At 70.7% G+C, this 18,042-nt stretch carries 17 protein-coding genes and 1 pseudogene; 9 read left to right on the top strand and 9 right to left on the bottom strand.

Annotated features, from left to right (window positions below):
* Positions 1–416: 416 nt before the first annotated feature.
* From KVF89_RS30455 to KVF89_RS18105, 5 genes and pseudogenes are all read left to right on the top strand, one after another.
* A complete protein-coding gene (locus KVF89_RS30455; RefSeq protein ID WP_257427482.1) occupies positions 417–4,070 on the top strand; it encodes an RHS repeat-associated core domain-containing protein in 3,654 nt (1,217 codons plus the stop codon).
* The gene (locus KVF89_RS18095) at positions 4,067–4,363 is read left to right on the top strand and encodes an immunity protein TriTu family protein (protein WP_257427483.1); all 297 of its coding nucleotides are present in this window, start codon (positions 4,067–4,069) and stop codon (positions 4,361–4,363) included. The genes KVF89_RS30455 and KVF89_RS18095 overlap by 4 nt, the downstream gene beginning before the upstream one ends.
* An 88-nt stretch (positions 4,364–4,451) precedes the next feature.
* Positions 4,452–4,763 (top strand): annotated as a pseudogene (locus KVF89_RS30595) (ankyrin repeat domain-containing protein); the annotation flags it as partial.
* Positions 4,764–4,798: 35 nt separating this feature from the next.
* The gene (locus KVF89_RS18100; protein WP_257427484.1) at positions 4,799–5,119 is read left to right on the top strand and encodes a hypothetical protein; all 321 of its coding nucleotides are present in this window, start codon (positions 4,799–4,801) and stop codon (positions 5,117–5,119) included.
* Positions 5,116–5,574 carry a DUF4304 domain-containing protein gene (locus KVF89_RS18105; RefSeq protein ID WP_257427485.1) on the top strand — a complete coding sequence of 153 codons (459 nt, stop codon included), beginning with the start codon at positions 5,116–5,118 and terminating at the stop codon, positions 5,572–5,574. Before KVF89_RS18100 ends, KVF89_RS18105 begins: the two co-directional genes overlap by 4 nt.
* 511 nt (positions 5,575–6,085) lie before the next feature.
* Here the strand turns inward: KVF89_RS18105 and KVF89_RS18110 are convergent.
* Both KVF89_RS18110 and KVF89_RS18115 read right to left on the bottom strand, forming a co-directional pair.
* Entirely contained in the window at positions 6,086–6,487 is a 402-nt protein-coding gene (locus KVF89_RS18110) for a VOC family protein (protein ID WP_257427486.1), read from the bottom strand.
* Positions 6,488–6,549: 62 nt separating this feature from the next.
* Positions 6,550–7,296, bottom strand: coding sequence for a helix-turn-helix transcriptional regulator (locus KVF89_RS18115; protein WP_257427487.1), 747 nt, complete (start codon positions 7,294–7,296; stop codon positions 6,550–6,552).
* A gap of 112 nt (positions 7,297–7,408) precedes the next feature.
* Between KVF89_RS18115 and KVF89_RS18120 the strand changes: the two genes are divergently transcribed.
* From KVF89_RS18120 to KVF89_RS18135, 4 genes are read left to right on the top strand one after another with little or no spacing between them, the layout of a single operon-like run.
* Positions 7,409–7,897: a (2Fe-2S)-binding protein gene (locus tag KVF89_RS18120; protein WP_257427488.1), complete on the top strand. Its 489-nt coding sequence runs from the start codon at positions 7,409–7,411 to the stop codon at positions 7,895–7,897.
* Positions 7,894–10,350, top strand: a complete 2,457-nt coding sequence (locus KVF89_RS18125; RefSeq protein WP_257427489.1) for a xanthine dehydrogenase family protein molybdopterin-binding subunit — start codon at positions 7,894–7,896, stop codon at positions 10,348–10,350. Before KVF89_RS18120 ends, KVF89_RS18125 begins: the two co-directional genes overlap by 4 nt.
* The gene (locus KVF89_RS18130) at positions 10,347–11,204 is read left to right on the top strand and encodes an FAD binding domain-containing protein (protein ID WP_257427490.1); all 858 of its coding nucleotides are present in this window, start codon (positions 10,347–10,349) and stop codon (positions 11,202–11,204) included. The genes KVF89_RS18125 and KVF89_RS18130 overlap by 4 nt, the downstream gene beginning before the upstream one ends.
* A 2-nt stretch (positions 11,205–11,206) precedes the next feature.
* Positions 11,207–11,944 (top strand): SRPBCC family protein, encoded by a 738-nt coding sequence (locus KVF89_RS18135; RefSeq protein ID WP_257427491.1) that lies wholly within the window; start codon positions 11,207–11,209, stop codon positions 11,942–11,944.
* Positions 11,945–11,950: 6 nt separating this feature from the next.
* Here KVF89_RS18135 and KVF89_RS18140 read toward each other — a convergent pair whose 3' ends face one another.
* The 7 genes from KVF89_RS18140 to KVF89_RS18170 are packed head-to-tail and all read right to left on the bottom strand — an operon-like array spanning position 11,951 to position 18,012.
* Complete coding sequence (locus KVF89_RS18140) at positions 11,951–12,673, bottom strand: hypothetical protein (RefSeq protein WP_257427492.1); 723 nt, start codon at positions 12,671–12,673, stop codon at positions 11,951–11,953.
* On the bottom strand, positions 12,670–13,647 hold the full coding sequence (locus KVF89_RS18145; RefSeq protein ID WP_257427493.1) for a vWA domain-containing protein: 978 nt from the start codon (positions 13,645–13,647) through the stop codon (positions 12,670–12,672). The genes KVF89_RS18140 and KVF89_RS18145 overlap by 4 nt, the downstream gene beginning before the upstream one ends.
* On the bottom strand, positions 13,647–14,717 hold the full coding sequence (locus KVF89_RS18150) for a vWA domain-containing protein (RefSeq protein ID WP_257427494.1): 1,071 nt from the start codon (positions 14,715–14,717) through the stop codon (positions 13,647–13,649). Before KVF89_RS18150 ends, KVF89_RS18145 begins: the two co-directional genes overlap by 1 nt.
* A complete protein-coding gene (locus tag KVF89_RS18155; protein WP_257427495.1) occupies positions 14,690–15,199 on the bottom strand; it encodes a hypothetical protein in 510 nt (169 codons plus the stop codon). Before KVF89_RS18155 ends, KVF89_RS18150 begins: the two co-directional genes overlap by 28 nt.
* Entirely contained in the window at positions 15,183–16,091 is a 909-nt protein-coding gene (locus tag KVF89_RS18160; RefSeq protein WP_257427496.1) for a DUF58 domain-containing protein, read from the bottom strand. Before KVF89_RS18160 ends, KVF89_RS18155 begins: the two co-directional genes overlap by 17 nt.
* A 7-nt stretch (positions 16,092–16,098) precedes the next feature.
* Positions 16,099–17,157, bottom strand: coding sequence for an AAA family ATPase (locus KVF89_RS18165; RefSeq protein WP_257427497.1), 1,059 nt, complete (start codon positions 17,155–17,157; stop codon positions 16,099–16,101).
* 48 nt (positions 17,158–17,205) lie between these two features.
* On the bottom strand, positions 17,206–18,012 hold the full coding sequence (locus KVF89_RS18170) for an RDD family protein (RefSeq protein WP_257427498.1): 807 nt from the start codon (positions 18,010–18,012) through the stop codon (positions 17,206–17,208).
* Positions 18,013–18,042: the final 30 nt, after the last annotated feature.

Genomic DNA, 18,042 nt, shown 5'->3' on the forward strand with positions numbered 1-18,042 from the left:
GATCAGGCCCAGCCATCTCCGAGAGGGGCGTGAGAACCTGGGCTGATCCTGGGCTGGTCGTTAGACATCTCTGAGGGGCTGGAACACCACCCCTACGGGGGCGGCTTCGTCCATATCTCGGCCGAACGACTGGTCGTGGACGGCACGGTCACGGCGATCGGCCGGGCCGGCACCGACGGCGGCGCTAACTCGGGCGGTGGCGGTGGTGGCGCCGGCGGCGGGATCTGGCTGTCCGCACCGAGTGTCGAGCTGGCGTCGGCGACCGTGCTCGACGTCGGCGGCGGTGCCGGTGGGTCGGGTGCCGGTTCCGGTACGAGCAAGAAGCTCGGCGGTCCGGGGCACCCGGTCGGATCCGGATCGACGCGGACTCGGTCACCAACGCGCCAGCGGGCGTCGATCTGTCGAAGACCGGATCGGTGACCGCGATCTCCTACGACGCCGCGAACCGGCCACTCGACACCCTCGAGGGAGCCCAGACCCGGCAGGCGGACCCGGCCCTCGAACACGGCCCGGTCGCAGCACCCGACCCGTCCGGCCTGGCCAACACCCGGACCCGCGCGTTCTACAACGCCGACGGTCAGATCGCCGCGGTGCTGCCACCGCAGGCGTTCACGGACGCGGCCTCGGTGACCGCGCCGAACCTGAACACGGCCAAGCGGATCGACTACGACCTCGACGGCAACGCGACGCGGACCTATGCGCCCCGCTACGACGCCACGGTCACCTCGCTGGGCGGTGGTGACGACGGTGGGCTGGGGACGAACCAGCAGACCGCGCAGTGCCCGACCGGCCCGGTCACGGATCGCATCGACGGGTTGGCGGCGTACGGCGCGAGTGTGGGTGTGTGCTCGACGCGGGCGACGTTCGACGCCGTCGGTCAGTTGGCGCGCCAGTACCTGCCGAACTCCACCGGCGCTGACAACCGGTACCTCGAGTACACCTACACCGGCGACAGGCTGGTCGCGAAGGTGACCGGGCCTGATCCGACGACGACGGGCAGCACGGGCCGCGTGGACGCGGTGACGAGTACCTATGACGGTGTCGGCCGCCCGACCAGGACGGTCAACGCGCTCGGGTTCGGTCCGCGGACGGCGTACACGGGCGATGGGCTGGTCAGGCAGAGCACGGGGCAGGGGTACACCGATCCGTGGGACGCCGGTCATACCGTGTCCGAGGTCGTCGCGTACCGGTACGACGCGGGCGGGAACCAGGTCGACGTCACCAACCCCGAAGGTGACCACACCGCGCAGGTGTGGACCACTGATGGCCGGTTGGCGTCGATCACCGCGCCGGGACCGGACACCGGGCAGACCGCGATCACGAGGTACACCTACGACAAGGTGGGCAACCCGATCGAGGTGCTGAACCCGAAGGCGGAGCACAACGGTGGGAAGCCGGTGGTGAACCGGTTCACTGATGACAACCTGATCGTGGCGACGCACACGCCGATCACGAACGGGTCGTATCGGTCGGTGCGGTACACATACACGCGTGCGGGGTTGAAGTCGGTGACGCAGACCGCTCGGTGTTCCTCGGGGACGGTGGCCGACTGCGTGCCGGGGAATCCGGAGTGGCATCCGGGTGGTGCGTTGAAGGTGGAGTACGGGCCGAACGGGCGGGTGCATCACCAGATCGGTCGTGAGGACGGCACCTCGCGGGCCATCACGTCGGTGTATGCGCAGCATGGTGGGGTCACCCAGGTCACCGATCCGATCAGCGACGTGACGGTGGGGGTGGGCTACTACCTCGATGGTCGGGTCCGGACGGTGAGCGAGTCGGGTGCCGGCGCGGGTGGGGGCAATGAGAACACCTACGCCTATGACGGTGCCGGGCAGGTGACGGTCCGTTCGGACAAGACCGGTGCGTCCGGCCCGAGCGGTGGGGTGAAGAAGACCACGAGCTATGGCTACAACCAGGCGGGTCTGGTGCGTGCGATGTCCTCGGAGGTGTTGGACGCTGCCACGTCGTACACCTATGACGCCGCGTCGCGGCTGCTGGAGGCGTCCACGCCGAGTGGTGGTGGGTCGCATGTCAACCAGTGGGCGTGGCATCCGAACAATGCGCTGGCGAGGGCCATGTCGAGCGAGGGGACCGGCGGCGGCACGACGGTGGGTGACTACCGCTACCGCTATGACAACAACCGCAGCATCACGAAGCAGGACGTGACGGGCCTGGTCGGGACCTACGTGTCGACGTACAAGTACACGCCTGGTCGGCAGTTGAAGGAGTGGACGCCAGGATTCGGCGACGTCTCGAAGGTGGTGTGGGACTACGACCGCAACAGCAACCGGACCGCGGAGACATCCACGCCATCTGGCGGTGGTGCGGCTGGGGTGACGTCGTGGGCGTATCGGATGGACAACTCGATCGAGTTCGTCGACGGGCCGGTGGCTGGCACGGGTGATCGTCGTGACTACACCTACAACGACGACGGGCAGTTGGCCACTGATCAGTGCGTGTCGAACGAGTACGACGTGTTCGACCGGGTCAAGAAGGTCACGGTCGACAACATGGGTGTGTGTCCGGGTGATGTGAAGACGATGTCGTACACCTATGACGGGCTGGACCGGCAACGGTCGATCACGGTGGTCGACCCGCCCAATGGCGGGGGTGATGTGGACGAGTCCGGTGTCACGAAGAACGTCTACGACGGACTGACAGCCACGGTGGTCGGGCAGGCCGACGCGGTCAGTGGTGCCATCGGCAAGCCGGAGGTGTTGTACCAGCTCGACGCGGCCGGGGACCAGGTCGGGTTCGACCAGACTGGTGGTGGGGGTGGTGCCTCGGCGGGCCGGGGGTTCTTGGATACCGATGGGCACGGGAATGTCACCGCGGTCACGACCAAGCCCGGTACCGGTAGCGGGGTGTTGGGGTGTGGTGTGGTGTACACGCCGTACGGCAACCCCTACCAACCGACCACCGGGACGAACGCGAATGGGGTGTGCAAGAACGGCAGCCAGACCACCAGCACGGGCAACGCGGTCTGGTATCGCGGGCAGGTGCGGGACGGGTCGACCGGGACCTATCAGCTGGGGGTGCGGACCTACGACCCGGACACGGGTGCGTTCACCACCCCGGACAGCTATCGGGTGGCGTCCCCGTCGACCGACCTGTCGGTCGGAACCGACCCCTTGACCGCGAACACCTATGCGTATGTGAACGGCAACCCGGTCAACATGATCGACGACGACGGACACCGACCAGCCTGCAACGGGGAGGACTGCTCCTTCGACGTCGACGCCAAGGGGCACTACACCAACATCAAGGCCGCCTCCCCGGCGCCGGAGGTCCCGGAGCCGCGGAATGCGACGGCCGCCTACACCCGGGATCTGACCGGGCAGCCGCCGCTGCCTGAGGATCTTATGAGCGCGGAGGGCTACGCCGACTTGCAGCGGCGGGCCTACTTCAATGCGCTCTTGTCGCAACTTGACTCTCGGATATCAGACGAGGCGGACGACCCGAGTTGGTTCGACAAGGTGCTCGACCACGAGTTCACGCTGCCCTCGCTGAGTTGCTTGTTCCCCAGGCCCGGGCCGAACGGGCGGTTCCTGTGCAACCGGGAGGGAGACAAAGTCACGGTCGAAGAGGTGATCTCGACTACCGCTCGGATGTTGAAGACGCTGCTCGTGCCGGACCCTGGTCAGTGTGTCGGGGGAGGCGCATCGGCGCTAGGGTGTCCATTGGAGATCGTGGCGGCGTTGCCGCTTCCTACGAAGGCGGTGAAGCTTGGCAAACTCCCTGACCTCGTCAAAGCCGCAAACGGCGGTGACGACCTCACCCGTGTCGGCAGGTGGATGGGCGACGACGAGCTCCTCAAGATGCAGAAGACCGGCCTCGTTCAGGAAGGCGGCGGCGGGCGAACGTTCGTCACCAATCCAGCGGACCCCTCCGCATTCCCAGCCGGGAAGGGCGTGTTTGCGGAGTTCAATGTGCCCACGAACTCGCTCTTCCCAGCGGGCAAGCCCGAGTGGTCCGTCATCCCAGGACCCCACGTAGGCACCACTCGCTTTGGCCCACCGCCGATTCAGATGCCGCCGGCCACCTGCATCGTGGTGGTGTGTCGACGATGACCCACCTCACCCGCCTTGCCTCCTGGGTCGAAGCGAACCGGGACGTCCTAGAACAGAACGGCCAAGTCTCGTTCTCATACGGACCCGCTGGGACTGACAACCCTTCCGCGCACCTCCTGGTTGCGCTGTCAGATGACGCGGACGCCGAGTTGCTTCTCTGGGAGTCCGGTGATGCCGAGTTCAATCACGGCTCATTCGCGGCCTCGGAGTTCGAACACGTCGAGTTGCAAAACCCCGATGAGCTTGTAGAGCTCCTCCGTCGTTTCCTCGATGTCGTGACCGGAGGATCATGATCCGGCGACTCGTCACCATCCTCACCGCGGCACCGCTGTCTGTTCTGGACCTAAGATCAAACATGAGTCACAAGTATGAGATGCCACGATGACCGACGCTAACGATCCGCAGCGTCGGACGCGGCTTCACCAAGTCGCCGTGGAGGGCGATGTCTCGGAAGTCTCCGCGCTGGTTGCGGCAGGGGTGGACCTGGGCGCTGTGGACAAGTCCGGCGCCACGGCGCTCCACCTAGCTTGTCAGCAGGACAATGTCGAAGTCGCCAGCGTCCTGCTCGAGGCAGGCGCTCCTGTCGATCCGCCTGATGCCTCTGGCAACACGCCCTTGTGGCGTGCGGCGTTCGGGTTTGGGGGCGGAGACCCTGCCCTGATTCGACTACTGCTTGCCGCCGGAGCAAACCCCGATGCGGAGAATGACTCGGGGCGTTCGCGAAGGACATGGCCCTTGCCTTCGACCGACCGGGCATCCGGACGGCTATCAATGGCGAGACAACGGCCACGACTCACGGTCGCGGCCGTGAGATGCACGCAGCCTGGAACTACGGCTCTGGCTTCCAGCGCGAGTTCCGGCTGCCAAGCGGCCGACGAGTTGACGGCATCAACCTCCAGACGCGCCAGATCGTCGAACTGAAGCCCTACAATCCTCGCGCGATTCGACTTGGGCAGCGGCAGCTCGATGACTACCTGAAAGAACTCAACGACGCCTATCCGGGAAGTACGCCTTGGACCGGCTCGATCCAGACTTACACGAGGCCATGACCGTGAACACCATTCAGACCACGTTCGCCAACGCGATGAAGAGCCTCGGCTTGACCAAGAAGGGCGGCGCCTGGTATCTCCACAGCGATGACACCGTCTTGGTGGTGGAGCTTCAGAAGTCAAATTTCGGTTTGACCTACTTCGTCAACGTCGCCGTGTGGCTACGTAGTCTCGGCGACAGTCATTTTCCGAAGGAGCATGCGTGCCACATTCGGACTCGGCTGGGCGAACTCGTCGCGGATCCTGAACGCATTGCTGAACTGCTCGACCTTGAGCGTTCGGTTGACGACTTGCAGCGCGCCGACGAACTCGAGGCAGAACTCACGACAACGCTCCGTTGGGTCTTCGAGGCCACTGATTCACTTGGCGCCTTGAGTTCGAAGGCAGGCGACAGGCTACGAGATCATTCGCTCGTGACCGGCGCCGCCCAACGACTCATCGCGGGCGAACCGTGAGAGGACGTACGACGGCCCGCCTCGGCCGCCTGAGCGGCCAAGGCGCAACTTGACGACCTGATCAGTTCCTGTCAGGCGAGGAACGTGGCAGTCGCGGAACCTACTTCATCCGCCCAATCCTCGGGGTGGGGGGAGATCGCGGGCGAGAAGTGGTCGACGGCTTCGCGTTTGAGCCACAGCGCCGGGTTCTGGGGGTCCGCGTTCGCCGTCGAAGAGGAGCGAGTCAGCGCTGACGTTGAGCTCGAGGGCAAGGGCGCGGACGTCGAAGGATGAGCCCGTCGACGCACACTGGTGACAGTTTGACCTGTCCGTGCCGCTGACCCAGTGGGTCGAAGGACCGTCAGATGCTCTCTGGGCGCCACGCCGATCTCTATCGCCAAGTCAGGCGAAACCAGCCGCCATCGTCGACCTGGGCTGATCCGCGCCGGTCGTTTCCGGTGACAACGTCATACGTTCCGTGGGCTCGAGCCCACGGAACGTATGACGTTGCGGCGTTTTCGGCGCCGGTCGCTCAGGCGGGCGGGGAGAAGATGCTGATCTGGTTGCCCGCCGGGTCGCGCAGGTAGGCGAACGCGGGCACACCCGGCCCCACGTCGAGGTGCCGGCTCACGACCGTGCCGCCCAGTTCCTCGGCCGCGTCGCACGTTGCCGCGACGTCGGCGACGAGCACGGAGAACACGGCGTGCCCCGGCGCCTGGCCGCCGGTGCCGAACAGCCCGCCCGTCGGGGCGGCGGCGCCCGGCGTCGTGACGAGGCGGTAGTCGAGCCCGCCCGCGACGGAGGCGTCGTCGGCGGTGAAGCTCCAGGAGAACAGGCCGCCGTAGAACCTCTCCGCGGCGTCGGGGTCGCCCGTCGCCACTTCGAACCAGGCGACGGCGCCGGGGGTGGGTGCGGATGCGGTGGACTCGGTCATGACGGTCACTCCTTCGAGCTGCTGATGGGTCGTCACCACCGTCCCAGCGCCTCGCGACAGCCCTATGTCGGTGTTTCCGCGGCCATCGCGACATTCTTCTCCGGGTGCAGCGCCGCCTCCGGGCGGGCGATGAGCTGTCCGGGGATCTCGGGCTCGATCGGCCGGCGCGGGCCGCGGGGGAGCGCGGGGGTGCGCTCGGCGCTGGTGATCCGGTCCATCCGGAAGACCCGGTCGTCCTCGCGCAGCCGGCACCACGCGGTGAGATAGGAGCCGCGCGGTCCCACCACCACGTGCTGCGGCTCGACCTCGCGCTCGGAGATGACATGGTCGATGTCGACGTACCCGATCCGGAGCACCTGGTTGCGGCGGACCGCCTGCCAGATGGTCTCGGCGACGTCGGCGTCGGGCGCGGCCCCGACCGGGACGACGAGGCGCACCTTGGCCGCGGCGGTGCGCGCCTCCTCGAGCGCGGCGGGCGGCATGGCGGCGACGATCTTCTGCAGCGCGGTGCGCGCGTCGCGTGCGAAGAGGACGTGGGCGCTGCTGCTCAGCGCCACCGCGACCGCCGTCGCCTCGCGGGGAGTGAAGTTGAGTGGCGGCAGCGTCATCGACGCGTCGAGGCTGTAGCCGCCGGTGCGGCCCTGCCGCGTGGCCAACGGGACGCCGGCCTGGCCGAGCGCGCTCAGGTCACGCTCGATCGTGCGCACGCTGACCTCGAAGTGGGCGGCGAGCTGGGGCGCCGTCCGGCCCCGGGGCCCGGCCGCGCGGAGCTCCTCCACGAGGGCGTAGAGGCGGTCGGTGCGGTTCATGTCCGCAGGCTAGGCGCCACCGGCGACACCCATCCGAGCGCGCCAACCCCGCACCAACCACTCCTCCCTAGCGTGAGCCGGGTCACAGGTCCCTCACGCTCAAGGGAGAGTCATGACCCGGATCAACCTCACCGTCGACGGCCAGCGGGTCGCCGACGACGTCGAACCCCGGATGCTGCTCGTGCAGTACCTCCGGGAGAAGCTCGGCAAGACCGGCACCGTCGTCGGTTGCGACACCAGCAACTGCGGCGCGTGCACCGTCCACCTCGACGGCAGGAGCGTGAAGTCCTGCAACGTGCTGGCCGTCCAGGCCGACGGGGGTGAGGTCACCACCATCGAGGGGCTGGCCGGTGAGGACGGTCAGCTCCACCCCGTGCAGGAGGCCTTCCGCGAGTGCCACGGCCTGCAGTGCGGCTACTGCACGCCCGGCATGATCATGCAGACCGTCGACCTGCTGGCCGAGAACCCCAGCCCCTCCGAGGAGGCGATCCGGCTCGGCCTCGAGGGCAACCTGTGCCGCTGCACGGGCTACCACAACATCGTCCGCGCGGTGCAGCACGCGGCCGGTACGACGGGCGCGGCCGAGGGAGCGTCGGCATGACCGCCACCCAGGAGCCCACCGCGCGGGCGGAGATCGGCCGCGACCGCAGGCGCAAGGAGGACCAGCGCCTCATCACCGGCCGCACCCGCTGGACGGACAACATCACGCTGCCCGGCATGCTGCACCTGGCGATGGTGCGCAGCCCCTTCCCGCACGCGCGGATCACCGGCATCGAGACCGAGGCGGCGAAGCAGAGCCCCAACGTGGTCGCCGTGCTCACCGGCGCCGACCTCGGCGAGGCCCAGGGCGCCTGCATCAACGCCTGGCCGGTCGTCCCCGACCAGGTCACGCCCGCCCACGTGCCGATGCCGAGCGACCGGGTCGCCTTCGCGGGCGAGACGGTGGCCGTCGTGGTCGCCCGCAGCGCCGCCGAGGCCCGTGACGCCGCCGAGCTGGTCGAGGTGGACTACGAGGAGCTGCCGGCCGCGCTCGAGCTCAAGGAGTCGGCCGAGGCCCACGCCAACGGCGGGGCGCTCGCGCACCCCGACCTCGGCACCAACGTCAGCGCCGTGTGGCGCTTCGACTCGGCCGAGGCCGGCACGGGCGGCGACGTCGAGGCCGCGATCGCCGAGGCTCGCGAGAACGGCATCGTGATCGAGCGGGAGTACCGCCAGCAGCGGCTGATCCCCGCGTTCATGGAGCCGCGCAGCACCGTGGTCGACCCGACCGGCGAGCAGATCACCGTGTGGTCGGCGACCCAGGTGCCGCACATCCTGCGCTTCGCGATGGCTGCCACGACCGGCGTACCGGAGTCGAAGATCCGGGTGATCGCCCCCGACGTGGGCGGCGGCTTCGGTGGCAAGCTGCAGCAGACGCCGGAGGAGATGATCACCTTCGCGGTGGCGCGCCGGCTCGGCAAGCCGGTGAAGTACACCGAGACCCGCAGCGAGTCCCTCCTCGCCGCCCATCACGGTCGCGACCAGTGGCAGCGGCTCACGCTCGCCGCCACCAAGGACGGCCACGTCACCGGCCTCAAGGTCGACCTGCTGGCCGACCTCGGCGCCTATGTCGCGATCGTCGGCGGCGGCGTCCCGGTCCTCGGCGCCTTCATGTTCAACGCGATCTACAAGTTCCCCGCCTACCAGTTCCAGACCACGAACGTCCTGACCAACAAGACCTGGACCGACGCCTATCGCGGCGCCGGCCGGCCGGAGGCGACCTTCGCCATCGAGCGGCTGATGGACGAGCTCGCGGCCGAGCTCGGCAAGGACCCGCTCGAGGTCCGGGAGATGAACTGGATCAAGCACGAGGAGTTCCCGTTCACCACGGTGGCCGGTCTCGAGTACGACTCCGGCAACTACGAGGCCGCCACCGCGCGCGCCAAGGAGATGTTCGGGTACGACGCCCTGCGCGCCGAGCAGGCCGAGCGCCGGTCCCGCGGCGACAAGGTCCAGCTCGGCATCGGTGTCTCGACCTTCACCGAGATGTGCGGCCTCGCGCCCTCCCGGGTGCTCGGCTCGCTCAACTACGGCGCGGGCGGCTGGGAGCACGCCGAGGTGCGGATGCTCGCGACGGGCAAGGTCGAGGTCGTCACCGGCGCCTCGGCCCACGGACAGGGGCATGAGACGGCGTTCAGCCAGATCGTGGCCGACCGCCTCGGCGTCCCCTTCGAGGACATCGAGGTCCTGCACGGCGACACGCAGATCTCCCACAAGGGCCTGGACACCTACGGGTCCCGCAGCCTCGTCGTCGGCGGCGAGGCCCTGGTGCGGGCGGCCGACAAGGTGATCGAGAAGGCCCGGCCGATCGCGGCCCACCTGCTCGAGGCCTCGGTCGACGACCTCGAGTTCAGCGCGGGCCGGTTCGCCGTCAAGGGGACCGACCAGGGCATGGCGATCACCGAGATCGCGACCGCCGTCTTCGCCGCCCACAACCTGCCGGACGGGCTGGAGCCGTCGATCGACTCCGAGGCGACGTTCGACCCGGTGAACTTCAACTACCCGCACGGGACGCACCTGTGCGCGGTGGAGGTCGACACCGAGACCGGTCAGGTGAGGCTGCGCAGCTACGCCTGCTGCGACGACATCGGCAACGTGATCAACCCGCTCATCGTCGCCGGTCAGGTCCATGGCGGCCTGGTGCAGGGGATCGCGCAGGCACTGTGGGAGGAGGCGGTCTACGACGACAACGGCACGCTCGTCACCGGGTCGTTCGTCGACTACCTGCTGCCCACGGCGGCCGACACGATCAGCTTCGACCTCGACCACACCACCTCGCCGGCGACGACCAACTCGCTCGGCACCAAGGGGGTCGGCGAGGCCGGCACCATCGCCTCGACCCCGGCGGTGGTGAACGCGGTCGTCGACGCGCTGCGTCCGTACGGCGTCCACGACGTCGCCATGCCGTGCACCCCGGAACGGGTCTGGCGGGCGATCAACAGCGGCGGGTCCGGTGGCGAGACCACCGAGGCCGCCGCCCCCCACTTCGACGAGTCGGAAGGAGCAGCCCAGTGATCCCCGCAGCCTTCGAGTACGTCGCCCCGGCCTCGGTCGAGGAGGCGCTGGCGGCGCTCGCCGAGCACGGCGACGACGCCAAGATCATCGCTGGTGGCCAGAGCCTCCTCCCGGTGCTCCGGATGCGCCTGAACGCTCCGGAGTGGGTGATCGACCTCGGTCGGATCGCGTCGCTGCGCGGCGTGCGCGACGGGGGAGACCATCTCGCGATCGGCGCGATGACCACGCACCACGACGTCGGCCAGGACCCGATGGTCCACGAGCACGCGCTGCTGATCAGCAAGGCGATCACCCACCTCGCCGACGCGCAGGTGCGCCACCGCGGCACCTTCGGTGGTGCGCTCGCCCATGCCGATCCCGCCGGTGACCTGGGTGCGCCGGCGCTGGCCCTCGACGCGACCTTCGTCGTCCAGGGGCCCGGCGGCACCCGCGAGATCCCGGCCGCCGACTTCTTCGTCGACCTCTTCGAGACCGCCATCTCCGACGACGAGATCCTCACCGAGGTGCGGGTCCCGAAGTACGACGGCTGGGGGGCGGCGTACGAGAAGTTCGTCCGCATCGCCCACCAGTGGCCGATCGTGGCGGTGGCGGCGACCGTACGGCTCGAGGGGGACACGATCGCCGAGGCGCGCATCGGCCTGACCAACATGGGCTCGACGCCGGTGCGGGCCAGGGCCACGGAGCAGATGCTGGCCGGGCAGCCGGCGACGGAGGAGGGAGTGGCCGCCGCCGCGGCGCTGGCCGCCGACGGCACCACGCCGCCGAGCGACCTCAACGGCGACGCCGACTACCGCCGGCACCTCGCCACGGTGCTGACCCGGAGGGCCGTGCTCGCGGCCGCGGGGAGGGGCTGACCTTGGACCTCAGCCACTCCTTCACCGTCCCCACGTCGCTCGACGCGACCTGGGCGCACTTCCAGGACATCGGCGGCCTCGCCGAGTGCTTCCCGGGCGCCCAGGTCACGGCCGTCGGCGAGGACGACGACGGCGCGCCGACCTTCGAGGGGACCTGCAAGGTCAAGCTCGGCCCGATCGCGCTCGTCTACGCCGGCTCCGGCAAGTTCGTCGAGCGCGACGAGGCCGCGCACCGCTTCGTCGTCGACGCGAAGGGTCGTGACAAGCGGGGCAACGGAACGGCGGGCGCCAAGGTCACCGTGACCATGGCGGCCGCGGGCTCCGGCGACACCCCTGGTGCTGCCACGCAGGTGGACGTGGTCACCGATCTCGCGATCACCGGCAAGCCCGCCCAGTTCGGCCGTGGGGTGATGCAGGACGTCTCCGACAAGCTGCTCGGGCAGTTCGTGTCCTGCCTCGAGCAGCGGCTCGCCGGCGAGCCGGAACCGTCCGACCAGGACGCCGGGCCGGCGTCGCAGCCGACCGGGGCTGCTGCGGTGGGAGCGCCGTCCGGGGATCCGGACGCCGGACCGGCCTCGGCACCGCCGTCACTCGCCCCGTCACCCGCCCCGGCGGACGACGCGCTCGATCTCGGCTCGGCCGTGCTGCCCGTGCTGGTCAAGAGCTACGGCAAGCAGATCGGCGCCGTGCTCGGCGTCCTCCTCGCGATCGCGCTGCTGCGCCGCAGGCGCCGCCGCTGAGGCCCGTCACCAGGCGTCGGGCCGGGTGTAGTCGTCGTCCTGATACAGATCCTGGTCCTCGTGGCGCTGCTCCAGGCCACGGTCGTTCTGCTCGTCGAGCCGGTCGCGGCGCGGGTCGGACTCACCCGGGTCCTCCGGCGAGGGCTGCTGCTCGGGCTGCTCCTCCGGCTGCTCGGGCGGAGGCTGGTTCTGGGCCAGCTTCTCGCGCAGCCGCTTGTCCACCGCGGCGGCGTCGGCGCTCTGGTCCGCGCCGCGACCGGAGTCGGTCGGGCACGTCCCGGCGGCCAGGGCGTCGATGCCGGCCTGGAAGGACGCCCGGGCGTCGTCGGCCGCCCCGGACGCCAGGGCCGCGTCGCCGACGGCTTCGTGGGCGAGGGCGAGGTTGATCCGGACGGTGCACTCCTCGCGGCGCGGGACGTCGTCGAGGGCCGCCTCATACGACGCGATGGCGTCGTCGTACCGCTCCTGGGCGTGGTCGGCGGTGCCGGCGTCGAAGGCGGCGACCCAGGACTCGAACCAGTTCAGTCTCCGGGTGCCGGCGAAGTCCGCGGCCGCGGCGTCGTAGTCGCCGCGGTCGAAGGCATCGCGACCGGACGCGTTCGCCTGGAGCATCAGGGTCACCTTGAGGGCGTACGCCGCCAGCAGCAGCGCGGGCAGCAGGCCGGCCAGGAGGAGCACCCGCCGCAGCCGGCGGCGGGGGTGGGCGGGCCGGTCGGGACGGACGTTCATCGCAGCGCCTCCGACGGATGCTCGTGGCGGGACCGGCCGGGCGGCCCGGCGGCGCGGGTGGGTGTCAGCGCGTGCCGGGAGGACCACACGGCCCGCCAGCCGGCGTGCAGCTCGAGGAGCAGCAGTCCCAGCAGCAGGACGGCGGCCAGCCAGGTCAGGTCGTGCTTGGCCGGGCGCTGGTGTCCGCCCGCGCCGTCCGAGTACGTCGCCCGGAACGACTCCGCGACCTTCTCGAGGCCACCGGGCCCGGTGCGGTGCTCGAACGGGACGCCGAGCTCGTCGGCGATGCCCGCCAGGTTGTCGAGGTCGGCCCGGGACACGGCGGTGTCACCGGTCTCGGGGTCCTGGACGTAGCCGAGCGAGCCGTCCAGCTCGTCGTCCTGCGGCATCGGGGCGCCCTCGGCCGTGCCGTAGCCGAGCACGACGCCGCCGGCAGTCAGGCCGTCGAGGTCGGCGTACGTCTCGTCGTCGCCCTCGCTCGTGGTGTCCTCGCCGTCGCCGACGTAGACCAGGATCCGGCGCCGCTCCGGCGCCTGCTCCGCCGCCCGCTCCAGCATCTGCTCCAGCTCCGGCACCGGGCGGTCGGCGCGGGAGCCGACGCCGTCCTTGGGACCCTCGAGGTAGAGCGTCTCGACGGCGGCGTCGAAGGCGGCGCTGTCGGAGGTGAGGGGCAGGACGACCCGCGCGTCGGTGCCGAAGGCGAGCATCCCGAACCGGGCGCCGGGCAGGGCCTCGGCGAGTGCGGTCAGGTCGGCCCGCGCGCCGGTGATCCGGGGCTCGTGCCCTGAGCTGCCGGGGTGGTCCAGCGCCGCCATCGACCGGGTCCGGTCGATGACGACGACCACGTCGACGTCCGCGAGCTGGGTGGGGGCCTCGGCGCGGCCGAAGCCGGGCCGGAGCAGGATGACCACGAACAGCAGCACGATCCCGACCCGGCGGGCCAGGACGAGGGCGGTCGCGGTGGCGGGCCTCATCACAGGCTCTCCTGGCGGCGGTCGCGCACGACGAGCACGCCCTGCGCCGCCCACAGCAGCGCCATCCCGACCAGCCCGACCCCGAGCAGCCAGGTCCCGAGCCGCGGCCGGTCGAGGACCTGCACCAGCGGCGGCCGCTTGATCGGCTTCGCGTCCAGGTCGGCGATCGCGTCGATCACGGCGCGGGTGCTGCCGTCCTCGCCGAGCAGCGAGAAGGTGCCCCCGGTGGCACCGACCGCGGCCTCGAACTCCTGCACGGCGGCAGGTCGCTCCGCCGTCTTGGGTGCGGCGATGCCGTGCACGACCACCTTCTCCTCGCGGGCGTAGTCGGCGGCCTCCGGCACGCTGAAGATGCCCGTCCCGATCGGCTCGTTGTCGGAGGCGAGCACGATCGCGCGGCTGCGCTCCTCGTCGCGGTGGTCGAAGCGCTGCACGCAGGACGCCAGCCCGTCGCCCATCTGGGACTGGACGTCCCAGTCGAGCACGGTGCCGGCGGTGAAGATGGCGTAGTCGTCGCTGTAGACGTCACCGGACGCGAACGCCTTCTCGGCCGCACTCAGCTGCTCGATGACGTACTCGTAGTCGTCGGTCAGCGGGAACACCGAGATCGCCGCGCCGCTCCAGATGGTCAGTCCCACCCGCTCGCCGCGCAGGCCGGAGATGATCGTGCGGAACTCCCGCAGGACGTGTGCGTCCACCTCCGCCATCGACCCGGACGCGTCCAGGCACAGCACGATGTCGCGGGTGCGGTCCTCCTGGGTCATGGTCTGCCGCTGCTGCAGCCGGCCCGCCAGCACCACCGCACCCGAGCACGCCACCAGCGCCGCGACCGTGAGGCAGGTGCCGAGGACCACCTGGCGCCGCACGAGCGTGCGGTAGCGCGGCAGCGCCCGCAGCCGCGCCGCATGGGCGACGTACGCCGCGCCGGCGCGTGACGGCCGCCGCCACGGCCGCAGCCAGAGCACGAGGAGCACCAGCACGAGGGCGGCGAGGCCCAGCGCCAACCACGGCCACCGGAACGCGGTGCTGTCGCTGTCCCACATCAGCCCGGGCTCCCGGGGACGCTCCACGAGCCGACCAGGCCCCGCGCCTGCGCCACGGCCGCGTCGAACCGGTCGCGCGCGACGCCCTCGTCGGGCGCGAACTCCGGCGGGTAGACGAGCTCGAGCACCTCGACCAGGACCGCCGGTGCCCGGTCGCGGAAGTCGGCCAGTGCCATCGTCCGCGCGGGCAGCGTCGTCACCGTGGCGACGTAGTCGCGGACCACCTCGCTCAGCTGCTGGTGGCCGTCGCGCGCCGCCAGGTCGCCCGTGCGCACCCGCTCGTCGATGCGGTCGATCCGGGTGAGGTGCTGCCGGCGTACGTCGGGCAGGTCGGTGCGCTCGAGCGCGGGTGGCCGCGGCGGGCGGGTGAACCACCACGCGAGGAGGTAGTAGAGGATCAGCGCGCCGGCGAGCGCGGCCGCGATCCACAGCCACCGGTCGGCGTACCCGACGGGGCCGGAGAACTCCTCGGGCAGCTCCGCGAGCACGAGGTCAGCGACGGCGGGCATGACGGTGCCTCTCCAGCAGGCGGAAGATCGCGATGACGGCGCCGTCGAGATCGCGGACCTGCTCCTGGACGATGCCGAGCTGGTCGAGCCGGCGGCGCATGTGCTGCGCCTCGTCGGCGACGAGCGTGGCGAGCTCCCGGTGCAGCCGCGCGTCGCGGCGCAGCCAGGGCGGCACCTCCACGCCGGCGTCGACGTCGAGCAGACGTCGCCCGGCCATCACGGGCGTGGTGGGGTCGAGGTCGCCGAGCGTCAGGATGAGCACCTCGTGCTGGGCGGTGAGCCGGCGCAGCAGCATCGCCTGCTCCTCCGTGACGGCCGGCTCGTCGGTGACCACGAGCAGGATCGTCCGGCGCCGGACGGTCCGCACGACGTGACGCAGCAGGGCGGTGAGGTCACCCGGCGGTCCCTCGGGCGTGATCGCCTCGTGCACGGTGCCGAGCAGTCGCTCGAGGTGGAGCTCGCCGCTGCCCGGCCGGGACACGTGCTGACGGTCCGCGTCGCCGTGGACGAGGCCGACCACGTCGCCGTGCTGGACGGCGAGGTAGCCCGTGACACCGGCGACGAAGACCGCCAGCTCGCGCTTCGAGGTCGGAGCGGCGCTGTCGGCGCCGAGACCCGCGAGCGCGGCCATGCTGCGGCCGGTCGACACACAGAGCAGCACGGTGTGCTTGCGCTCGGCGACGTACCGCTTGACGAGCAGCTGGCGGCTGCGGGCCGAGGCCTTCCAGTCGATGTCCTTCACGTCGTCGCCGCGGACGTACTCGCGCAGGTCGTTGAAGTCGATGCCCCGCCCGGCGTGGATGGCGGCGTACTCGCCCTCGAGCAGCCCGCGCACCTTGCGGTGGGCGTGGATGGAGAGCCGTGACTTGATCCGGGTCAGGTGCGCGGTCATGCGCGGCTCACGGGGTCGGGACCGCCCGGAAGACGGCGTCGATCACCGTCTCGGGACGGACCCGGTCGGCGAGCGCCTCGAAGCTGAGGTGGAGCCGGTGGCGCAGCACGCTGTGCCGCAGCTCGCGGACGTCCTCGGGGATGACGTAGTGGCGGCCCTGGACCACCGCCATCGCGCGGGCGGCCTGGAAGAACGCTATCGAACCGCGCGGGCTGGCGCCGATCTCGACGTAATTGCCGAGCTCGGGACCGAGCAGCCCGGTCACGTCGCGCGTGGCCCGTACCAGTGCCGTGATGTAGCGGCGGATCGCCGGGTCGACGTACACGCGGCGGACGAGGTCCTGCAGGTCGGCGACCTCCTGGGGGGTGACGACCGCGATGACGTCGGTCATGTGCTGGCCGAGGATGCCGTCGTCGATCCGGTCGAGGACGGTCAGCTCGTCGTCCTCGGTGGGGTAGTCGACGATCTCCTTGAGCAGGAAGCGGTCCATCTGCGCGTGGGGGAGGACGTAGGTGCCCTCCTCCTCGATCGGGTTCTGGGTGGCCAGCACCATGAACGGGTCGGGCAGCGGGTGGATCGTGCCGGCGATCGACGTCTGCCGCTCCTGCATCGACTCCAGCAGCGCCGACTGGGTCTTGGCGCTGGCCCGGTTGATCTCGTCGAGGAGCACGAAGTTGGCGTGCACCGGCCCCAGCTGGGTCTCGAACTCGTGCCGGCGCGGGTCGTAGACCTGGGTGCCGATGATGTCGCTGGGCAGCAGGTCGGGCGTGCACTGGATGCGGGCGAACCGGGCGCTGACCGCCTGGGCGAGGGTCGACGCGGCCAGGGTCTTCGCCAGGCCGGGGACGCTCTCGAGGAGGATGTGGCCCTCGGAGAGCAGGGTGACCAGCAGCGCCGTGCGGATCCGGTGCTGGCCGACGACCCGGCTCGAGAACGCGTCGGACACCCTGCCGATCGCCTCGGTGGCGTGCGTCAGCTCCGCCGCCGACAAGGGCGCCCCCGGGCCGGCGGGGGTGCGCCGGGTGGGCGCGGCGGGGAGCGCCTGCGACTCGTTGACCTGCGTCATGCGGCCCAACCTACCCAGCGGGCGTAGGTGTCACCCCTCGGCGCAGGCTCAGGCCAGCAGCCGGCCGCGGAGCGCGTCGTCGCGGCGGAGCCGGGCCAGGTCGCGCTCGCGGCGCTCGGCGACCACGGCCATGAGCACCAGCTCCGGTGGGGCGCCGGCCGGCGGGGGCGGCGCGACGTGGGGGAGCACGTCGGCGAGCAGCGCGCGGCCCACCCGGTCCCGGGACGCGGGATCGAGGGTGGCGAGCCGGCCGAGGAACTGGCGGACGGCCAGCGCTGTGCCGGTCGGCAGCGTGCCGAGGTCGGTACGCCGCGCCCACGAGGCGAGCTCGGGCGGCATGGGCGGCGGCTGGGGGAGCCGCAACGGCACCCGCTCACGGACCACATAGGTCCCGGCGGCGTAGTCGCCCAGCCGCTTGCCGCGGGTGCTCAACATGATCGAGAAGAAGGCGGGCGCGCCGGAGAACGCGTAGATCTCCACGAACCCGATCAGCGCCCGGACCAACGCGTGCTGGAAGCTGATCGGCCCGCCGTCGTCGCGGACGGCACGCAGGCCCAGGGCGAGCTTGCCCAGCGACCGGCCGCGGGTCAGCGTCTCCAGCGCCGTCGGCAGGACCAGGAAGGTCAGCACCATGGTCAGCACCGTCGCGGCGCCGAAGAGCGCGGCATCGGCGAACGGCGAGGCCGCCACGGTGAGCAGGATGAACAGCGCCACGAAGGTGAACAGCGTGACCAGCACGTCGATCAGGCCGCTCGCCATCCGCAGGCCCAGCGAGGCGGCCGGGAGGTCGAGCGCGACACCCTCGCCGGTGACGAGGTCGTCGGCGGTGACGGTGGCGAAGTCGGACGGGGGCATCGGCCGCAGCCTACGTCGTACCCTGTGCCC

Origin of the sequence: Nocardioides carbamazepini (assembly GCF_024614185.1) — a bacterium.
GTDB classification, from domain to species: domain Bacteria; phylum Actinomycetota; class Actinomycetes; order Propionibacteriales; family Nocardioidaceae; genus Nocardioides; species Nocardioides carbamazepini.